At 56.2% G+C, this 19,519-nt stretch carries 17 protein-coding genes; 7 read left to right on the top strand and 10 right to left on the bottom strand.

Annotation, left to right across the window (positions count from 1 at the left end; all coding sequences use genetic code 11):
* Positions 1-59 precede the first annotated feature (59 nt).
* Together glmU and glmS are read left to right on the top strand one after the other, a co-directional pair.
* The gene (glmU, locus tag Q334_RS0100880) at positions 60-1,430 is read left to right on the top strand and encodes a bifunctional UDP-N-acetylglucosamine diphosphorylase/glucosamine-1-phosphate N-acetyltransferase GlmU (protein WP_027311552.1); all 1,371 of its coding nucleotides are present in this window, start codon (positions 60-62) and stop codon (positions 1,428-1,430) included.
* Between the two features lie 4 nt (positions 1,431-1,434).
* Entirely contained in the window at positions 1,435-3,270 is a 1,836-nt protein-coding gene (gene glmS / locus Q334_RS0100875; protein ID WP_027311551.1) for a glutamine--fructose-6-phosphate transaminase (isomerizing), read from the top strand.
* A 45-nt stretch (positions 3,271-3,315) separates the two neighbouring features.
* Here glmS and dkgB read toward each other — a convergent pair whose 3' ends face one another.
* On the bottom strand, positions 3,316-4,119 hold the full coding sequence (dkgB, locus tag Q334_RS0100870) for a 2,5-didehydrogluconate reductase DkgB (RefSeq protein ID WP_027311550.1): 804 nt from the start codon (positions 4,117-4,119) through the stop codon (positions 3,316-3,318).
* A 57-nt stretch (positions 4,120-4,176) separates the two neighbouring features.
* Positions 4,177-5,364, bottom strand: coding sequence for an MFS transporter (locus Q334_RS0100865; protein ID WP_027311549.1), 1,188 nt, complete (start codon positions 5,362-5,364; stop codon positions 4,177-4,179).
* A 90-nt stretch (positions 5,365-5,454) separates the two neighbouring features.
* Between Q334_RS0100865 and Q334_RS0100860 the strand changes: the two genes are divergently transcribed.
* Positions 5,455-6,354, top strand: a complete 900-nt coding sequence (locus tag Q334_RS0100860) for a LysR family transcriptional regulator (RefSeq protein WP_027311548.1) — start codon at positions 5,455-5,457, stop codon at positions 6,352-6,354.
* 36 nt (positions 6,355-6,390) lie between these two features.
* Here the strand turns inward: Q334_RS0100860 and Q334_RS17525 are convergent, their stop codons facing one another.
* The 5 genes from Q334_RS17525 to Q334_RS0100835 form a co-directional block, all read right to left on the bottom strand.
* A complete protein-coding gene (locus Q334_RS17525) occupies positions 6,391-9,519 on the bottom strand; it encodes an efflux RND transporter permease subunit (protein WP_035460472.1) in 3,129 nt (1,042 codons plus the stop codon).
* Between the two features lies 1 nt (position 9,520).
* The gene (locus Q334_RS17520; RefSeq protein WP_051527420.1) at positions 9,521-10,960 is read right to left on the bottom strand and encodes an efflux RND transporter periplasmic adaptor subunit; all 1,440 of its coding nucleotides are present in this window, start codon (positions 10,958-10,960) and stop codon (positions 9,521-9,523) included.
* Positions 10,957-12,225, bottom strand: coding sequence for a TolC family protein (locus Q334_RS0100845; RefSeq protein ID WP_027311547.1), 1,269 nt, complete (start codon positions 12,223-12,225; stop codon positions 10,957-10,959). Before Q334_RS0100845 ends, Q334_RS17520 begins: the two co-directional genes overlap by 4 nt.
* 64 nt (positions 12,226-12,289) lie before the next feature.
* Entirely contained in the window at positions 12,290-12,595 is a 306-nt protein-coding gene (locus Q334_RS0100840) for a copper-binding protein (RefSeq protein ID WP_027311546.1), read from the bottom strand.
* Between the two features lie 179 nt (positions 12,596-12,774).
* On the bottom strand, positions 12,775-12,963 hold the full coding sequence (locus Q334_RS0100835) for a hypothetical protein (protein ID WP_027311545.1): 189 nt from the start codon (positions 12,961-12,963) through the stop codon (positions 12,775-12,777).
* A 104-nt stretch (positions 12,964-13,067) separates the two neighbouring features.
* Between Q334_RS0100835 and Q334_RS0100830 the strand changes: the two genes are divergently transcribed.
* Positions 13,068-13,748, top strand: a complete 681-nt coding sequence (locus tag Q334_RS0100830; RefSeq protein WP_027311544.1) for a heavy metal response regulator transcription factor — start codon at positions 13,068-13,070, stop codon at positions 13,746-13,748.
* Positions 13,748-15,142, top strand: a complete 1,395-nt coding sequence (locus Q334_RS0100825) for a heavy metal sensor histidine kinase (protein WP_035460470.1) — start codon at positions 13,748-13,750, stop codon at positions 15,140-15,142. The genes Q334_RS0100830 and Q334_RS0100825 overlap by 1 nt, the downstream gene beginning before the upstream one ends.
* 14 nt (positions 15,143-15,156) lie before the next feature.
* On the opposite strand, the gene Q334_RS0100820 is transcribed toward Q334_RS0100825, so the two are convergent.
* A complete protein-coding gene (locus Q334_RS0100820) occupies positions 15,157-16,386 on the bottom strand; it encodes a DUF3422 domain-containing protein (RefSeq protein ID WP_027311542.1) in 1,230 nt (409 codons plus the stop codon).
* A 309-nt stretch (positions 16,387-16,695) separates the two neighbouring features.
* On the opposite strand from Q334_RS0100820, the gene Q334_RS0100815 reads away from it, so the two are divergent.
* Positions 16,696-17,115 carry a PilZ domain-containing protein gene (locus Q334_RS0100815; RefSeq protein ID WP_027311541.1) on the top strand — a complete coding sequence of 140 codons (420 nt, stop codon included), beginning with the start codon at positions 16,696-16,698 and terminating at the stop codon, positions 17,113-17,115.
* Here the strand turns inward: Q334_RS0100815 and Q334_RS17515 are convergent.
* Together Q334_RS17515 and Q334_RS17510 are read right to left on the bottom strand one after the other, a co-directional pair.
* Positions 17,079-18,011, bottom strand: coding sequence for a DMT family transporter (locus Q334_RS17515; protein ID WP_051527418.1), 933 nt, complete (start codon positions 18,009-18,011; stop codon positions 17,079-17,081). The two genes, Q334_RS0100815 and Q334_RS17515, sit on opposite strands and share 37 nt — an antisense overlap.
* Positions 18,012-18,192: 181 nt before the next feature.
* The gene (locus Q334_RS17510; protein ID WP_051527417.1) at positions 18,193-18,852 is read right to left on the bottom strand and encodes a TetR family transcriptional regulator; all 660 of its coding nucleotides are present in this window, start codon (positions 18,850-18,852) and stop codon (positions 18,193-18,195) included.
* Positions 18,853-19,023: 171 nt separating this feature from the next.
* Here Q334_RS17510 and Q334_RS0100800 point away from each other — a divergent pair, with 171 nt between their 5' ends.
* Positions 19,024-19,485, top strand: coding sequence for a cupredoxin domain-containing protein (locus tag Q334_RS0100800; RefSeq protein WP_027311540.1), 462 nt, complete (start codon positions 19,024-19,026; stop codon positions 19,483-19,485).
* Positions 19,486-19,519 lie beyond the last annotated feature (34 nt).

Below are 19,519 nucleotides of genomic sequence, written 5' to 3'. Positions count from 1 at the left end.
ATATATTAATGTCAATTTTTTAACTGACATTGCTAACAGAATAGAAAGGATAAATGCCCATGCAGCTGGATGTGGTGATTTTAGCCGCCGGTCAAGGGACCCGGATGCGTTCAAGTTTACCCAAGGTGTTACATAAATTAGCGGGTAAGCCTCTGGTACAGCATGTTATTGAAAGCGCATTAAGTTTGGCCAATGCCCAGGTGCACGTGGTGGTAGGCCATGGTGGTGAGCAAGTCAAAGCACAGTTACAGCATTTGCCGGTGAACTGGACTTGGCAGCATGAACAAAAAGGCACCGGTCATGCCGTGGCCCAGGCGTTGCCTGGCTTACAGGTTGCTGGGGTGACTTTGGTACTTTATGGTGATGTGCCATTAATTCAGCCCAGCACATTGCAGGCGCTGCTGGATTTGGTGAATGCAGAGCAGATGGGATTATTAACCGTTACTCTGCCGGACCCTGCTGGCTATGGCCGCATTGTTCGCAATGACCAAGGTGAGGCAGTAGCTATCGTTGAGCATAAAGATGCCAGCGAGGCGGAACGCCAGATCAATGAAATCAATACTGGCATCATGGCCCTCTCCAGTGATCACTTACAGCAGTGGTTGCCCAAGTTATCGGCTAATAATGCCCAGGGCGAGTACTACCTGACGGATGTGATTGCTATGGCGGTGGCAGAGGGCGTAAAGGTCGCCACCTTGCAGCCTAGCGCGGCGACTGAAGTTGAAGGGGTGAATAACCGCCTGCAACTGGCGCAGTTGGAGCGTGCTTATCAACAAGCCCAGGCGCAAACCTTGCTGTTAGCTGGGGTGACTCTAGCGGACCCTGCGCGGGTGGATGTGCGCGGTCAGGTTGAGGTGGAGCAGGATATCTTTATCGATGTGAACGTGGTGCTGGAAGGCCAGGTAAAAATAGAAGCAGGGGTGGTGATTGAGCCCAATTGCATTATTCGCGATGCAATTCTCCGTGCTGGCTGCCACATCAAAGCCAATTCCCTGGTAGAAGGGGCAGAGGTTGGGGTAGGGGCAGAAGTCGGTCCCTTTGCGCGTTTGCGCCCAGGCACTCAATTGGCGGCCAACAGCCGTATTGGTAATTTCGTTGAGACCAAGAATGCCCAGATAGGCCAGGGCTCTAAGGTTAACCATCTGAGTTACATCGGCGATGCAGAGATTGGTAAGAATGTGAATATAGGTGCGGGTACCATTACCTGTAATTATGACGGCGCCAATAAGTTTAAGACCGCAATCGCCGATAACGTCTTTGTTGGCTCTAACAGTGCGTTGGTTGCACCGTTGCAGATTGAGGCTGGCGCAACGATTGGTGCTGGCTCAACTATTACCAAGAATGTTCCCTCTGATACTTTGGCGGTGGCTCGTGGCCGCCAGGCGATGGTGAGCGGTTGGACCCGTCCCAGCAAACAGGTGAAGGAGTAAGCTCATGTGTGGAATTGTTGGGGCGATTGCTGAGCGTGCGGTCAGTGCCATTCTATTAGAGGGTTTGAGTCGTCTAGAGTACCGTGGCTATGACTCGGCTGGAATGGCGGTATTGGAGACAGAAGGGCTACGCCGTCTGCGCCGGGTTGGAAAAGTTAAATATTTAGTTGATGCTTTGAAGGATGAGTCGTTAAAAGGTCATCTGGGTATTGCCCATACCCGTTGGGCGACCCATGGCCAACCCACTGAAGCCAATGCTCATCCTCATATTTCTGGCAGTCAGCTAGCGGTGGTGCATAACGGCATCATTGAAAACTACGAGAGCATCAAAGCCAGCCTGCAAGCCAAGGGATATGTGTTTAGTTCAGAAACCGATACTGAAGTTATTGCCCACTTACTGGCTGATGTTTTAAAACAGCAGGATTTAGATTTTTTTGCCGCTTTTCAGCAGGTGGTCGAGCAGTTGCATGGCGCCTTTGCCCTGGGGGTCATTCATAGTGACTACCCTGACCAGCTACTCTGTGCCCGTAAAGGTAGCCCACTAGTGATTGGTGTGGGGATGGGGGAACATTTTATTGGCTCTGATCCCCTGGCACTGCTGCAGGTGACTGACCGCTTTATCTACCTGAACGAAGGGGATATGGCCCGCCTGACCCTGACCGATATCGAGATTCGCAACGCTGCCGGTGAGACAGTGGAATATCCGGTCAAGCGTTTTGAGCACGGTGCCCAGGCTGCCGATAAGGGCGAGTACAAGCACTATATGCTCAAAGAGATCTATGAGCAGCCTCGGGCGCTACAGGCCACCCTTGAGGGGCGTTTGCAGGGCAACCGGGTGAATCGTCAGCTACTGGGTGAGCAAGGTCGTGCGTTACTGAGCCAGGTGCAGGCGGTGCAGATTATTGCCTGCGGCACCAGCTATCATGCGGGAATGGTGGCGCGTTATTGGTTTGAAGAGCTGACCGGCTTGCCTTGCCTGGTTGAGATTGCCTCGGAATACCGTTATCGGCGCAGTGTGACCCTGCCGGGCACCCTGTTTGTTACCTTATCGCAGTCGGGTGAAACCGCTGATACCCTGGCCGCACTACGGGTGGCAAAAGAGCGTGGCGTACTGGCCAGCCTGAGTATTTGTAATGTGCCTGGCAGCTCCCTAGTACGGGAGTCTGATCTCTGCCTGATGACCCTGGCGGGACCGGAAATTGGCGTCGCCTCCACCAAAGCCTTCACTACCCAGCTGGAAGCGCTGATGCTACTGACCCTGCTCCTAGGCGAAGCCAAGGGGGCGATCAGTGAGGCACAGGAGGAGCGGATTGTCACCGCTTTGCGCCAGTTGCCGGCCAAGGTAGAAGAAGCGCTCCTTTTGGCGCCGCAAATTGAGGCGTTGGCCGAGCAGTTTGCCGAGAAGCACCATAGTCTATTCCTCGGTCGGGGCGCGCTCTATCCGATTGCCATGGAAGGGGCACTGAAACTGAAGGAAATTTCCTATATTCATGCCGAAGCCTATCCCGCTGGCGAGTTAAAACATGGCCCTCTGGCCCTGGTGGATAAGGATATGCCGGTGATTACCGTAGCCCCCGGTAATGAGCTGCTGGATAAGGTGAAGTCTAATATGCAGGAAGTTCGCGCCCGTGGCGGCGAGCTCTATGTGTTTGCCGACCAACAGGCTGCTTTGGTCAATCAGGAAGGTTACCAAGTGCTTAACCTGCCCAGTGTCGATCCTTTGCTGGAGCCGATTCTCTACACCCTGCCGTTACAACTGCTGTCCTACTATGTGGCAGTGATTCGTGGCACCGACGTAGATCAACCCCGTAACCTCGCCAAAAGCGTGACGGTGGAGTAAGTCGCTGCACACTAGGCCCCAATGGGGCCTAGTGTATTGAGCACATTAATCCCATTGAGGGGCAAAATCTGGATTGGCAATCCGCTCCCCTTTATCGAGTTGTGCAATCGCCTGCATGTCTTGTGCACTGAGGCGCAGTGTTAAGGCCTGTTGATTAGCCAGTAGATTGGCTCGACGGGTGGAGGATGGAATCGTCACTAATCCCTGTTGTAACTGCCAAGCGATGGCAACCGCTGCAGCAGAAACCTGATGTGCTTCGGCAATCTGGCCTAGCAGTGGATCCCTCATCACTTTACTCACGGCAAGAGGCATGTAGCCCGTTACCTGAATTCCCAGTTGCTGACAATGCTCAATCACCTGACGATTGTGAAGGTAGGGGTGCACTTCTACCTGATTGGTCAAAATCATATCCGCGCCCAGAATAGATACCGCTTGGCTGAGCTGGGCATTGGTGAAGTTAGAGACGCCGATATGCTGGCTTAATCCTCGTTGTTTTGCCTCGGCTAACCGCTCGAGATAAGTCTCCATTGCTAGCTGTCCACTACTATCTGGCCAATGGATCAGGAGAAGATCGACAGCATCAACTTGTAGCTTGGCTAGACTCTCTTCCACACTGCTGAGAAAAGTGTGAGGGTGTAGGTTATCCAACCACACCTTGGTGGTGAGAAAGACTTCTTGCCGAGCGACTCCACTGTCTTGTAGCGCTTGCCCTACCTCTGCTTCATTGGCATAGATTTGGGCGGTATCCAGATGGCGATAACCACAGTCAAGCGCAGTAAGCACAGCTTGATAGGCCTGTTGACCTGCAAGGCGGAAAGTCCCCATACCGAGGGAAGGAATGGCAGTCATGATAGAAACTCCTGGTGCAGCGGCAGAGAGAACTCTGCCGAGATGAAAAATGGATGGTTAAGGCAGAGCGAGATGAGCTTGTTTGCCCTCACGCTGATCCAAATGAGCAGAGAGTCGTGTCAGTATCAGCGCCAGGAAAACGATCAGAGCGCCTATCCAGGGCAAGTCGAGCAAGGACAGGTGTTCAATAATCAAACCACCGAATAGCGCACCCAAGGCAATCCCCACATTAAACGCAGCGATATTCAAACCTGAGGCAACATCCACGGCTTGTGGGGTATAGCGTTGTGCTAGCTGCACCACATACACCTGTAGGCCAGGTACATTACCGAAGGCAAAGGCACCCCAGAATAAAATCGTTAGCAGTGCACTCAGGGGATGGGGGGCAGTAAAGGTAAATAGCAGCAGTATTAACGCCAGGATGGCGAAGATGATCGTCAGGGCTGGTAGTGGGCCTAAGTGGTCGGCCAGTTTACCGCCACCGATATTGCCTGCCGCCACCGATACACCGTACACCAGCATGATCAAACCGATGGTATTAGGCGCAAAGCCGGAGACTTGTTCCAAAATCGGTGCAAGAAAGGTAAAGGCGACAAAAGTACCGCCATAGCCAACCGCTGTCATCGCATAGACCAGCAGTAACCGAGGATGGGTTAATACTTGTAGCTGCTCTACCAAGCGGGCGGCTGGCTGTTGTTTGAGGTGATGAGGGATCAATATGGCGCTGCCGATTAAAGCAAGCAGTCCTAATCCAGCTACGGCCATAAAGGTGGCTCGCCACCCGAAGTGCTGACCTATCCAGGTGCCCAGTGGCACGCCTGTTACCAAAGCAACGGTTAGCCCAGTGAACATAATTGCAATGGCGCTTGCCTCCTTGTCACGGGGGACCAGGCTGGTGGCGATGGTAGAGCCGATTGAGAAAAATACGCCATGTGCTAATCCAGTCAGTACTCTGGCACTGATTAAGGAGTAATAGTCAGGAGCCAGCCAAGCCAGCAGATTGCCCAGTACAAACAGAGACATCAGTGTCAGTAGGACACGTTTGCGCTGCCAGCGGGCGGTCATGGCGGTTAATAAAGGAGCACCAATGGCTACACCAAGGGCGTAAAGGCTGACGAGTAAACCTGCAGAGGGCAAAGACACACCCAAATCCTGCGCAATGGTAGGGACTAGCCCGACAATGACGAACTCGGTAGTGCCGATAGCAAAGGCGCTCAGTGTCAGCGCCAATAGAGCAAGAGGCATAGTAGTTTCCACAGTAGTGAGGTTGCGGCGCAGTATGCCAAGGGGTACTTTTAGTAAAAACAGCAAAAGAACCAAAAGAATTTTGCAAAAATGGCAATAGTGTCGCGTATAGAAGATCTACAAATACTGTTAACCGTGGTGGACAGTGGCAGCTTATCGTTAGCCGCCAAGGTACTGGATATACAGGTGGCCAAGGTATCTCGTGCTCTGAGTCGCCTAGAACAAGAGTTGGATTGCACCCTGCTTAACCGTACTACCCGCAAGTTGGAACTCACCGAAGAGGGGCGTGTATTTATCAACGCGGTGAGAGGAGGGCTGGATCAGTTGGCCCAGGCGGAAGAGCAGTTACGGCTACTAAAAGGAACGCCAACGGGAAGGTTGCGAGTGGACGCGGCCACGCCTTTTATTCTGCACCAGCTTGTCCCCTTGGTAGCGGGTTTTCGCCAATGTTATCCACAGATCCAACTGGAGCTGGTGGCGAACGAAAATATCATTGATTTGATTGAGCGCCGCACGGATTTGGCGATCAGGATTGGAGCCTTGCAGGACTCTAATCTCCATGCCCGTTTGTTAGGACGTAGTCCATTGCATCTTGTGGCGGCGCCCGCTTACTTAGAGCGCTTTGGTGTTCCGACCAGTCTCGGCGAATTGGCGCAGCATCAATTGTTAGGTTTTAGTGATGCGCCTCATCTGAATCGCTGGCCCCTGACAGCCCCTTTTACTTTTACTCCTGTACTGGCGAGCAGTAGCGGAGAAGCACTACGGCAACTCTGTTTGGCGGGGCATGGGGTGACCTTGCTATCAGAGTTCATGATTGGTGACGATTTACGTTGTGGCAGATTAGTGAAGATCCTGGCGGAGTCTGTGCGTTCACCTAATGATCGGGAATTGGTACACGGGGTGTACTACCGCAACACAGCGCTTTCCAGCCGTATTAAGGCGTTTTTGCACTACATAGCTCCACGTTTGCAGTTACGACAGCAGGCCTAAAGGGCAGCCTGGCTGCCCTGTTATCGGTTAGCGGTTTTAAAGTTGCCCGCGTTTAAACTGCCATTGCTTCACCAGGGCATAGAGAGCGGGAATCACCCCTAGGGTCAGTACGGTGGAGGACAGCATGCCGCCCACCATGGGGGCAGCGATGCGGCTCATGACTTCTGAGCCGGTGCCGCTGCTCCACATAATCGGCAGCAGGCCGGCAATAATCGCCACCACCGTCATCATTTTCGGTCTAACCCGCTCTACTGCCCCTTCCATAATGGCGTGGTAAAGGTCTTCAAGGCTGGGCTGATGACCTTCGGCTAGGCGTTTGGCTTTGATTTCCTCCCAGGCCTGATCGAGGTAGATCAGCATGATCACGCCGGTTTCTGCGGCGACCCCCGCCAGCGCAATAAAGCCCACTACCACCGCCACACTGAGGTTGTAGCCTAACCACCAGATCAACCAGATACCTCCGACCAGTGCAAAGGGCACAGACAGCATCACAATCAGGGTTTCACTGAGACGGCGGAAGTTGAGGTACAGCAGCACAAAGATAATGCCCAGGGTGACCGGCACCACGATCTTGAGCTTGGCTTTGGCCCGTTCCATATATTCGAACTGACCCGACCAGGTGGCGTAATAGCCGGGCGGGAAGGCAACCTGTTCTGCCACTGCCTGCTGGGCATCGGCGACGTAAGAGCCAATATCGCGGTCACGAATATCGACAAAGATATAGGCAACCAAGAGGGCGTTTTCGGTTTTCAGGGCGGGGGGGCCGTTAACCAGTTTGACCTCGGCCAGCTGTCCCAGGGGTAACATGCCGGCGCTACTGGGGACATAGACTTCGCTGGCAATCTTCTGTGGATCATCACGGTTAGCGCGAGGATAGCGCACGCTGATGTTATAGCGTTCCAGGCCTTCGACGGCGGTGGTCACAGGTGCACCACCGAGGGCGGTTTCAACCACGCGTTGGAATTCACCAATGGTGATGCCATAGCGGGCCAGTTGTTCACGCTTGGGTTTGATATCCAGGTAATAACCGCCGGTGACCCGTTCTGCATAGGCACTGGAGGTGCCGGGTACCTTGCGTACTACCTGCTCAATCTGGCGTGCCAGTTGTTCGATTTGCTCCAGGTTTTGGCCAAATACCTTGATACCAACAGGGGTACGGATACCGGTGGAGAGCATGTCGATCCGCGCTTTGATGGGCATCGTCCAGGAGTTGGCAATCCCCGGAAACTGCAAGGCGGCATCCATTTCAGCAATCAGTTTGTCCACCGTCATCTCAGGCCGCCATTGGCTGGGATCTTTCAGGTTGATAACGGTTTCGAACATCTCCAGCGGTGCGGGGTCGGTGGCGCTATCGGCTCGGCCAGCTTTGCCATAAACGGACTCAACTTCCGGAAAGGTTTTGATAATCCGGTTAGTGGTTTGCAGTAGGCGACCGGCCTCGGTGATCGACATGCCGGGTAAGGAAGCGGGCATGTAGAAGATTGCCCCTTCATTCAGGGTCGGCATAAACTCGGAGCCGATGCGGTTGGCGGGATAGATGGTCGCCGCCATGCCCGCCAGCGCTAACACCAGGGTCAAAATCTTGTGACGCATCACCGCGAGGATCAGCGGGCGATACAGCCAAATCAGCAGGCGGTTAACCGGGTTTTTCTGCTCCGGCATAATTCGCCCCCGCACAAAAAACAGCATCAGTACCGGCACCAGGGTGACGGACAGCAGGGCCGCACCGGCCATAGCAAAGGTTTTGGTGAAAGCCAGGGGGCTGAACAGGCGCCCCTCCTGTCCTTCCAGGGTAAATACCGGCAGGAAGGAGACGGTAATAATCAGCAGGGAGAAGAACAGCGCCGGCCCCACTTCCTGACAGGCGCTAATCAGGGTGGCGGCTCGCTGCTTGGCGTCTGCCTCGGCAGGCAGGTGTTCCAGCCGTTTATGGGCGTTCTCAATCATCACGATGGCGGCATCCACCATCGCTCCAATGGCGATCGCAATGCCACCAAGGCTCATGATATTGCTGCCCATATCCATCGCCCGCATGGCGATAAAGGCTACCAGAATGCCGATGGGCAGGGTGATGATGGCCACCAGCGCACTGCGAACATGCATCAGGAAGATGATACAGACGGCGGCAACGATCAGGCTTTCCTCCAAGAGGGTGAACTTGAGGTTGGCAATCGCCCGTTCAATCAGCGGGGCACGGTCATAGACGGGAACAATTTCGGTGCCCTCGGGTAAACCGGCGCTGAGTTCTGCAATTTTGGCTTTGCTGTTGGCGATCACATCCAGGGTATTTTCGCCATAACGGGCCATGACGATGCCGGAGGCAACCTCGCCTTCACCATTAAGCTCGGTCAGGCCACGGCGTTCGGCGGGTACTAGCTCCACTTTGGCGACATCCCTGACCAGCACCGGAGTGCCGCCTTCGCTTTTCAGTACCAGCTGTTCGATATCCTCGCTGCCTTGCAGATAGCCCAGGCCGCGGATCATGAATTCCTTCTCGGCCAGCTCCAGCACCCGGCCCCCCACATCCTGGTTGGATTCGCGGATGACCTGGGCCAGACGCTCCAGGCTGACGCCGTAGGAATTCAGGCGATGGGGATCAACCGTGACCTGGTACTCTTTGACAAAGCCACCGAGGCTGGCGACTTCTGCCACCCCTTCGGCCTTGGTCAGTTGATAGCGCACATACCAGTCCTGCAGGGAGCGTAAATCCGCCAGGGACTGATCTTTGCCGGTGAGGGCATACTGGAAGACCCAGCCTACACCGGTGGCATCGGGGCCCAGTTGCGGGTTGACCCCGGCAGGTAGCTTGCCCTGGGCGGAGCTCAAGTACTCCAGTACCCGGGAGCGGGCCCAGTAGAGGTCAGTACTGTCCTCAAAGATGATGTAAATGTAGGAGGCGCCAAACATGGAGAAGCCCCGCACCACCTTGGCCTTGGGCACCGCGAGCATGGCGGTGGTCAAGGGATAGGTGACCTGGTCTTCCACCACCTGGGGGGCTTGGCCCGGATAGGGGGTATAGACAATCACCTGTACATCGGACAAGTCCGGCAGGGCATCGAGAGGGGTCTGCTTGAGGGCGTAGAGTCCGCCCCCCACCAGGCCGAGGGTCAGCAGTAACATCAGGAAGACATTACGCGCAGACCAGGCAATGATCTTTGCCAGCATCTTAGTGTCCTCCGTGACCGTTTTCCGCGCTCATACTGGTAATCACAAACTCGCCATCACCTCGATCTTCAAAGCTGAAAGTAATGGGTTGTCCTGGCAGTAAGCCTTCACTAACTTTTTCTGAGTCGAGTTGGAAGTCCATGGTCATGCCCGGCCACTGTAGCTCGGCAATGGGCTCATGGGTCAGGGTGACGGACAGGGAGGCGAGATCGACTGACTCCAGCACGCCCTTGGCCTGATACTGCGGGAAGGCACTGGCAGGGGCTTCGTTAAATTGTGCCAGGGCGGCTTTCAGGTTGCTTTCTGCATCAATCAGGAAGTTGGCGGCGGTGACCACTTCGGTGCCAGCCTCCAGGCCAGAGAGAATCTCCACCGCGTCCTTGCCCCGCAAGCCAAGCTGCACCGGTTGGGGCTGGAACTTACCGGCCTCCAGTACCTTCAGCACCACCTGGCGTTCACCGGTATCGATCACGGCGGACTTAGGTACCGTCAGCCGTGGTTGCTGGCCGCTAGCGGCCAGCTCGACATGGGCAAACATGCCAGGACGCAGGATACCCTCGCTGTTATCCAGCTCCAGACGTACCGGTGTGGTGCGGGTAGGGGTGTTTAGGGTGGGGTAGAGATAGGTGATGGTGGCGTTAAACTGGCGACCGGGATAGGCATCCAGGCTCACCTGGGCGGCTTCTCCTACTTTGATACGGGCCAAATCCTGTTCGTACACATCGGCCAGCACCCAGACATGGGACAGGTCAGCTAACTGATACAGGGGAGTGCCAGGGCTAAAGCCCATGCCGGCCACGGCGCTCTTGCTCAGCACTACACCATTTAGCGGCGACACCATCACCAGACGGCCCTGCTCGACCTTGACCTGCCAATTGGCCAGGCGTTGTGAGGCGGCTTGGCGTAAGGCCTGAGCCCCGGCTTTGGCTTGGGCCTGGGCCGGGTCGAGTTGGCGGGCAATGGCGATTTCACCCAGGGTCGCTTCCAGCTCGGGACTATAAAGGCTGAACAGGGGCTGACCCTGTTTGACCGGATCGCCATTGGCATTGACGTAGAGTTGCTCAATCCAGCCGCTGAAACGTGGAGACAGGCTATAAACCAGACGTTCGTTAATCTCCACCCGACCGACCGCGCGGATCGCCGCATCCAGGGTTTGCATCTGTGCCTTAGCGGTCTTTACCCCTAGCGTTTGCAGGCGTGCCGGGCTGACCTTGACCACCCCGGAATCACTGGGCTCGTCATCGGCGTAAACCGGAATATAGTCCATGCCCATGGAGTCCTTTTTCGGCACCGGCGAGGTGTCAGGCAAACCCATGGGGTTACGGTAATAAAGGGGTTTACGCTCGCCATCGTTGGTATGGTTGTCGGCGCTGGCAGGCAGAGGAGCAAGCCATAGCAGGGTGCTCAGGCTGGCGCTGAGGAAAAGATAGGGACGGATCACAGTGTCGCTCCCAGATAGCGTTCCAGTTCAGCCAGGGCCAGGGTAATGGCGGCCTCGGCTTCGGTGAGGTTTAGACGCACACTCAGCACCTGCAATTCGGCATTGAGTACTTCAGCAAAGGGCTGGCGGTTATGGCTATAACCCAATCGTGCTGCGGCCGCAGCGGCTTCAGCCTGGGGTAGCAGGGTGTCACGGAGCAATTGGGCTTTTTGTTGATTGGCGCTGAGACTGGCATAGGCGCTGCCGAGTTCGGCGTGCAGCTGGCTTTGACTCAGTTGCAGTAGCTGGTAAGCGGAAGTGACCATCGCCTCAGCTTCGGCCTCTTCCGCTCGGCGGCGGCCCTGTTGCAAGGGCAGATTAAGCTCCAGCATCAGTCCCCAGGAGTCCTGTCCCTGACGGGGGCGGTTATTCGATAGCCTGAGCGAAAAGTCGGGGTAGCGCTCCAAATAGGCCAGTTCCCGTGCTTTTTGCGCGGCATCAAGACCGGCTCGACTGCCTGCCAGCTGAGGGTGCTGAGCGGCACGGGCCAGCAGGTTATCCAGACTGGGCAGTGTGGCAGGCGGTTGACTGGCTTGCGGTTGGGGCAATTCGGCATGGGGTGGACGCAGTAGCAGGCCATTGATATTGGCTTGGGCGCGCTGGCGCAGGCGTTGTTGCTCAAGCAGATCCAGTTGCAAGCGGGTGATTTCAGCCTGGGCGCGAATGACGTCGCTTTGGCTGGCCAGACCCAGCCCATAGTTACGGGTCAGGGTTTGGTTGAGGGCATCAAGCCAGCCGAGGGATTCTTGCAGAATATGCTGTTGCTGATAGGCCAGCAGGTATTCGCTGTAGCCTTGTTGTAACTGGCTACGCAGGTTGAGGGCTTCGACTTCGACCCCGGCCTGGCGTTGATCCGCCAGGGCATTGAGTTGGGCTTCACGTCCGGCCAGTTTGCCGGGAAAAGGTAATGCCTGGGTCAGCTGATAATTGGTTTGTCCTACCTGCCCCGGCAGGAGAGAGAGCTGACCATCGCCCATGGTGTTGGTGATATCCATTAACTCAATGCCGACCATGGGGTCGGGCAGGTTATTGGCTGCCAGGGCGCGCTGACGCACGGCGTTGACCTCTGCCTGGCCGGCTAACAGGGCGGGATGGTGACGCTGCAGATACTGTAACAGGGTGGCAAGATCGGCTTGCGCGGGCAGAGCATCATCCGCCAGGGCGTGCCCGGCAACCAGAGTCAGGCTGGCAAGGGCCACTCGCCAAGGGGACGAAAAAGCAAACATGTTGGCTCATCCTCATGGAGGAATGCGCCTCACCCGGGGGCGAGGCGGCAGGGTGGATGTTGGGTTAGCTTTTGGGTTTTAGCTCAGTGACCAGCATCGTGCTGCCATCCATCACCGCTTTAAATTCGATTTCACTGCCAGCCTCTAGCTGTTCCAGGTTGATCTCTGGGGCGACCTGAAAACCCATGGTCATGGCGGGCATGTTGAGATGGGTGAGAGGTTGGTGCTTGATGGTGATCTTTTGCGCGCTGGCATCTACTTTCTTCACCATGCCCTGTACCCAGGGGGTATCGCTATCCGCCAGGGCGGACAAACTGAAAGAAGCACCCAGTACGCTGGCAGCCAACCAGCCCAGAACCGATTTTTTCATGCTTGAGCATCCTTAATAACAGGCTTTAGTGAGAGTGTTGGCTATGTTAGAGGGTGGCAACCGTCACCAAGCTGACAGCCAGATTACAAAATTGTTATGTTGGCCGGAGAAGAGGGGGAACGAGGTAAGATGACGCAAAATGTGTCCCACCAGCCTGAGCTGGTGGGACAAGAGGGGGGTTAGTGCCAGCTGCCGGCTCCGCTATTGGGAGCATGCTGATGGGACTCAGGTTGAGTGGCGGGTGGCGTACTCTGGCTAGCGTTGGCAATGCGATTGCGGATTTCCAGCTGATGCTCATCCGCTTGGGCGGACAGACTGAAGGTGCTAGCGAGCAGCAGGCCGGTCAGCAGAGTAGTGGTCATTTTCATGTTGAAGTCTCCTTGTGAGTGAATGAGGAGAGCTTAGTGGGCTGACCCCGTCAGCAAGATGACCTGGTCATTACAATGCTGTAAATGAAAGAGGCAGGGCCATTATGAAAATCCTGATCATCGAAGATGAAGGCAAAACCGGCGAATACCTCTGCCAGGGGTTGAGGGAGGCAGGCTATGTGGCCGACTGGGTCGCCAATGGTTTGGATGGCCTGCACCAGGCGCTGCAGGATGACTATGCGCTGGTGATTCTGGATGTGATGTTGCCGGGTTTGGATGGCTGGCAGGTCATGGAGCGTTTGCGCGCCAGTGGTCGCGAGCAGCCGGTATTGTTCTTATCCGCACGGGATCAGATAGAGGATCGGGTGCGGGGATTGGAGCTGGGGGCGGATGATTATCTGGTCAAGCCTTTTGCTTTTGCCGAGCTATTGGCACGGGTACGCACCCTGTTGCGTCGTGGACGGGCCAGCCTCGAGCCCACGATCCTGAGCCTGGCGGATCTGGAAATGGACTTACTCAAGCGGCGGGTGAGCCGGGCGGGTAAACGGATCGACCTGACCGCTAAAGAGTTTGCCCTGCTGGAACTGATGCTAAGGCGCAGTGGTGAAGTGTTGCCCCGTTCGTTGATTGCCTCCCAGGTGTGGGATATGAACTTTGACAGTGACACCAATGTGATCGAGGTGGCGATGCGTCGCCTGCGTACCAAGCTGGATGATCCCTATGAACTCAAACTGCTGCATACCGTGCGCGGGATGGGCTATGTGCTAGAGGTACCGCAATCCTGATGGGCCGTTTATCTCTTACCTGGCGGCTGACGCTGCTGTTTGTGCTGGTCTCGACCTCGGTGCTACTGGTGCTGAACTGGATTATTCAGGTGGCGATTGAGAGACACTTTATTGAACAGGACCGACAGTTGCTGGATAGCAAAGCCAGCATTGTGCAGGCACTGGTGGAGCGGGTACAGCACCCCCAGGATTTGCCCCGCCTACAGGCGGATCTGAACGCTTTCTTTGGTAATGACCATATGCTGGGGGTGCGGGTTGAGGTGGCCTCCCAGGTGTTGTTTAACCACGGGGTGGAGGACTTCCCGGATCAGGTGAACAAGGAATATGACCAGGATGGTCAGTCAACCTTGTTTGAATGGCGTCAGCAGGGGCGGGATTACCGTGGCCGGGTGCTGACCCTATGGCGTGCCCTGCCAGAGGATACGCCGATCCGGGTATTACTGGCCTCGGATATTCAGCACCACCAACAGTTTAGTCAGGCGTTTTCCCGCACCCTGGTGTTCTATGTGCTGGCGGCGGCGCTGGTGTCCGGCTTATTGGGTTGGTTGGCGGTCAGGGGTGGTTTGGCGCCCTTGCGGGTGATGCAGGCACGTGCCGCGGTGTTGACCGCCAACCGGCTGGATCACCGCCTGCCGGAAAAGGCGGTGCCGGTGGAGTTGGCGGGCTTGGCTCAGGAGCTGAATCAGATGTTGGCGCGGCTGGAGGATGCCTTCCGGCGACTGTCGGACTTTTCCTCTGATCTGGCCCATGAGCTGCGCACCCCGATCAGTAACCTGATGACACAGACCCAGGTCACCCTTTCCCAGAGTCGTGATGCGGCAGCCTACCGTGATGCCCTGGCCTCCAATGCCGAAGAACTGGAGCGTCTGGCACGCATCATCAGCGACATGCTGTTTTTGGCCAAGGCCGAGCATGGTTTGATGCTGCCCTCCTGTAGCGAGTTGCAACTGGAACAGGAAGTGGCGGAGTTACTGGAGTTCTATGATGCCCTGGCCGAAGCCAGTGATATCCAGTTAAGCCAGCAGGGGCAGGGCAGCCTGCAGGGGGATCGCCTGATGCTGCGCCGTGCCCTGAGTAATTTGCTGGCCAATGCCCTGCGTTATACCCCGGCGGGCGGTCAGGTGGTGGTACGCATTAGCAGTGATGAGCTGGGGGTGCAGCTGGAGGTGGAAAACCAAGGGGAAACCATTGCCGCCGAGGCGTTGCCGCACCTGTTTGAGCGTTTTTATCGTGCTGATCCGGCACGCAGTCATGGGCAAACGGAGGGGGCCGGGTTAGGGCTGGCCATCACCCAGGCGATTGTGCAGGCTCATCAGGGCCAGATCAGCGTCCGCTCGGCAGCGGGGCTGACCTGTTTCTGTATGCGTTTTCCACGCCTGTTTCAGGCTGGCTAATCTATTAGTAAAGGCTAATCAGGTAGACGGTGCTTGCTCCACAGCAAACCACCTAAGACCAATAGGGCCAGGGGCGCGAGGATGGTGGTGGCGGTACTGGCATCCACATCCAGTCCCAGGCTGTGCAGTCCTTCCAGCCCTAGCTTGAACAGACTGAGCAGGTAATAGCTGATGGCGATGATGGAAAAGCCCTCAACCGCTTTTTGAATGCGGATCTGTGAGGCGGCATGGCGGTTTAAGCTGTGCAGAATGGCCGAGTTTTGTTCCTCAACCTCCAGCTGAATGCGGGTGCGGAGCAGATCACTCAGGTCTGCCACCTGTTGCTGCAGGCGCAGCAGGCGTTGCTCGGTCGCATGGCAGTAGCGTACCGAGGGTTTAAAGCGCCGTTCGATAAACACCCCTAGCCGTTGGCATTCGCCGATGCGGCTTTCCCGGAGTTCGGTAATGCGCTCAAACACCAGGCGGGCATAGGCCTCTGTGGCGCTAAAGCGTTGGCTGCTGGTTTGCGCACAGTGATTGAGTTCGGCGGATAGCTCCGACAAGTCGCGTAACAGGGCTTTGTCCTGGGCCGGATTGAGTTCGGCATTGCGGGCACTGAGGGCCGTCAACTGTTGCTCATAGTGTTTCAGCTGCTGGCTTTGCTGGCGTGCCATGGGCAGGGCCAGGCTGGCCATCATGCGGTAGGTTTCGATCTCCAGTACCCGTCTTAGCATCCGCCCCAGGCGATAGGCATTGAGATGGCGGTTAAGCAGCAAGAAGGGGGTAAGACCGCTGGGCAGCAGACGAAAGTCACTCCACAGGCGGGCATCTTCGCCACCAATGTAAGAACCAGCCGGATCTTTAAAACCATAGGCTTGGGGACTGCCACGCCATTGGCTTTCGTGTTCTACCCGGATCAGGCAGGCATTGATGATCTGCTGGCGATGGCTGTCCAGCCAGGGTTGCAGCCAGGCGGGAGCGGCGGGCCACTCCTGTTGTTCATCCTCTCGTGGGCACACCAGGGTAAAGGTGACAAATTCGGTGTGGCGTTCCCACTTGGCCAGATAGCCCTGCCAGGCTAAAAAACCCTGTACCTGGCTGGGTTGATACGGCTGCTGTAATTGTGCGCAGAGTGTGGCCAGCCAGTGTTCACTGTGTTGCTGCTCATCCAACAGGGCAAAGTGATACACCCAGGCCGGGGCATCGAAGTAAATCGACGGGCGCGAGTGGAGTTCATTGTGCAACGCATGGTGTAAAGGGTGCATGAAGTCTTCCTGCAAGCCTAGGAGAGCAACAGCCTAGCAGTGAGTCGATGACAGGCCTATGGCGAAGACTGCCATAGTTAAGCCCAGGTCGCCTATTGGCCACTAGTGCCAAAAAAGTCGACAAGAAGAGGAGGGTCGTTGGCTGTGCAAAGGGAGGATAGTGACAAGCAGCCAAATACTGGCCAAATGGCGGCAGGAGTACTTGAGTACTATTGAATTTAGCGGTTTGAGCTTCAGGAAAGAGTATGTAAGTCGATATTTTAGTCAGGCAAGCAGGCTCGACGTAGCAATCCAGAGGAGGGCCACCGCATGCGTAGATACCATCGTTTTATGTTAGAAGTGCCCATCGAGATCGATACCCCTGAGTATGCGATTGCCCTGGATCAACACAGCTACAACCTCAGTCAGGGTGGGCTGGCCTTTATCTCCGAAGTCCCCTTACCCGCAGGTACCCTGGTACAAGTACGAATACCTCTGGTGGACCCTGTCTTTGAGTGTGAGGCAGAGGTTAAGCACTGTTGCCGTCAAGGCAGTCGTTATGAGGTGGGGTTGATGTTTACTGACCCCGATGATGCCTACCGCTCCCGTATGGTGGAGCAGATGTGCTGCATCGAAATCTACAAGAAGCGGGTCTGGCAGGAAGAGGGGCGACAACTGAGCACCGAAGCCGCTGCCGCCGAATGGATTGGCCGCTATGCTGCGGACTTTGCCGCCGGGGTGCGTCCCTGAGGGGGGCGCATCGCCAGACTGACACCGACAATCACCAAGCCCATCGCCAATAGATGCCAGAGACTGAAGGGCTCATCCAATAGTTGCACCGCCAAGACACTGGTGATCACCGGGCCACAGGTGCCGGTGAGGGCGGTTTTGCTGGAGCCGAGCCGGGCAATCGCCGCACTGACCATAAAGGATGGCAGCAGGGTACAGACCACTGCGATGGCAGCCGCATAGGCCCAGATAGGCCAGCTGATGCTGGCCAGGCTGACACTTTGGCTGAGGCTGCTGTGCAGGAAGATCGCCAGACTGGCGGCACTCATGGCGACACAGGTAAATAGCCGACTGCCCAGTAATTGGGTGGGCGCCTTGGCCAGCACCACATAGGCGGCAAAGGCAACCGCAGCGCCCAGCACCAGCCCTCCCCCGAACAAAACCTCCGTACCCAGCTGTTGCAGATCCTGAATAAAGAGGGTGGCAATACCGCAGTAGGTCAGCAGCAGTGCTAGCCAAATCCCCGCTTGAGGCCGTTGACCCTGCCACCACCATACCAATAAGACGGTCAGGGTGGGGTAAGCAAACAGGATCAAGCGCTCCAGCTGGGCGCTGATGTACTCCAAGCCCCACATATCCAGCAGGCTGGCCAGGTAGTAGCCCAGGATGCCGACCAAGGCAGCCACCGGTAAGCCACGCCATTGGGCGGGCTGTAAAGGCTGGCGCCAGAGTAGCCAGCCACCTATCAGCAGGTAAAAGGGCAAGGCAAGCAACATCCGTAGCTCCAGCAGGGTGACGCTGGTGGCGCCGGCGGCATAGGCAAACTTGATAAAAATCGGCTTGGTGGAAAACAGTGCCGCGCCCCCTAATGCCAGGGCAATACCGGGATAGTCGATGGACGAATCAGAGGTTTGCATAACGCCTCCTGGGGTTCCTTGACGTGGAGGTAAAGGCGGAGGCAAAAGCGGCGGGGTGGCGACGTTTTACCGCCGCCGAATAAATGACTCAGCAGCGTGCTAGGAGTAGGTCTAGTTGCCAGTTATGGCGGTGCGACTGAGTCATGGTATGTCCGATAACAGATTGATAAGAGTGAGTACCTTAGGCTTTTTTACTGCTGCCCTCAAGCTGCCAGAGGCGCAACAAGGCGGCTTTGGCGCTGCTCATAAAGGGCGGTTGCAGCATATCCAGCTCGGGGGCGTGGACGCCACGACGCTGGTGGGTGGGGTGCGACAGTTGCCATAAGCCTAACAACAGGGCGTAGGTTTGCAGCAGCATATGCACCACTGCACTGGTTTTGCGGCCATCTTGAAACAAGGGCTGCAAGGCTTCGGCGGTAGCGGCAATTTCATCTGCCATGGTTTTTTTATAGTTATACAGCTGCTCTTCGGTCACGTTGGGCTCCAGCACATTACTGCTGAGGCTGGCCAACTGCATCAGGCGGGGCTTGGCATCCAGGTGGTTACAGAGTGCATCTACCACGGTGGTGAGTTCGCCGGTTTGTTCCGCCACTTCACGCAGGCGGGCGAGCCACTGGCGCTGGGCACTTTCCAGCAAGGCCAGGAAGATTGCCTCCTTGCTTTCGAAGTAGATATACACCGTGCCCTTGGCCAGCTCACAAAGTTGGCTGATCTCCGCCACAGTGGGCAGCACAGAAGGATGAGCAGCAAACAGCTGGTCCGCCGCGTCGAGAATGTTTTGACGACGAATGGCTTTGCTGGAGGCACTGCGCGCGCGTTTTTGAGGGATGGGTGCAGGCATGGTCTTAGCGGGTATTGTTATGATCGTTGGCGCCTGACGTTACCCCCTTGTGCCAAGCAAGTCCAGCCCGCTTATGCTGCCAGGCACTGCTTTCAGCTCCAATTCACACTGGGTCGCCATCCTGTTGAGCCATTGATAGGCGCATTAGCAAAAAACAGGAGTGATTGATTAATGAACAAAGCAATCTTGATCAGTGGTTTAGTGGCCTTGGCGGTGAGCAATCTGAGTTGGGCTGGGGGCACCCATGGTAGTCAGCATCAGAATGCCGAAGCTAAGGTGGACCGGGAAATCCAGGTGGAGGCGAAAGACATTCGTTTTGCCCAGGACAAGCTGGAGTTACGTCAGGGTGAAACCGTGCGTTTTGTGGTCACTAACACTGGCCAGATTCCCCATGAGTTCATCTTGGGTAGTAAAGAGATGCAGGATGAGCATCGTCAGATGATGGCGGCGATGGCCGCTGCCGGTCATGGTGACCATGCCCATGATATGGGGGAAATGGTGGGGGTCACAGTGGCGCCGGGAGAAACCCAGTCTTTTGTCTGGACGGCGACGGAAGCAGGCCAGTTGCACTATGCTTGCAACATTCCCGGTCATTATGAAGCTGGGATGCACGGGCAGTTACAGGTGCAGTAAGACAGGCTGCCTTGATTGATCAAGGTGGTGATGG

Source organism: Balneatrix alpica DSM 16621, from assembly GCF_000619885.1.
In the GTDB taxonomy this organism is placed as follows: Bacteria; Pseudomonadota; Gammaproteobacteria; order Pseudomonadales; family Balneatricaceae; genus Balneatrix; species Balneatrix alpica.
Note: the sequence above shows the minus strand (reverse complement) of the source record. Positions and strands in the feature narration are given on the sequence as shown.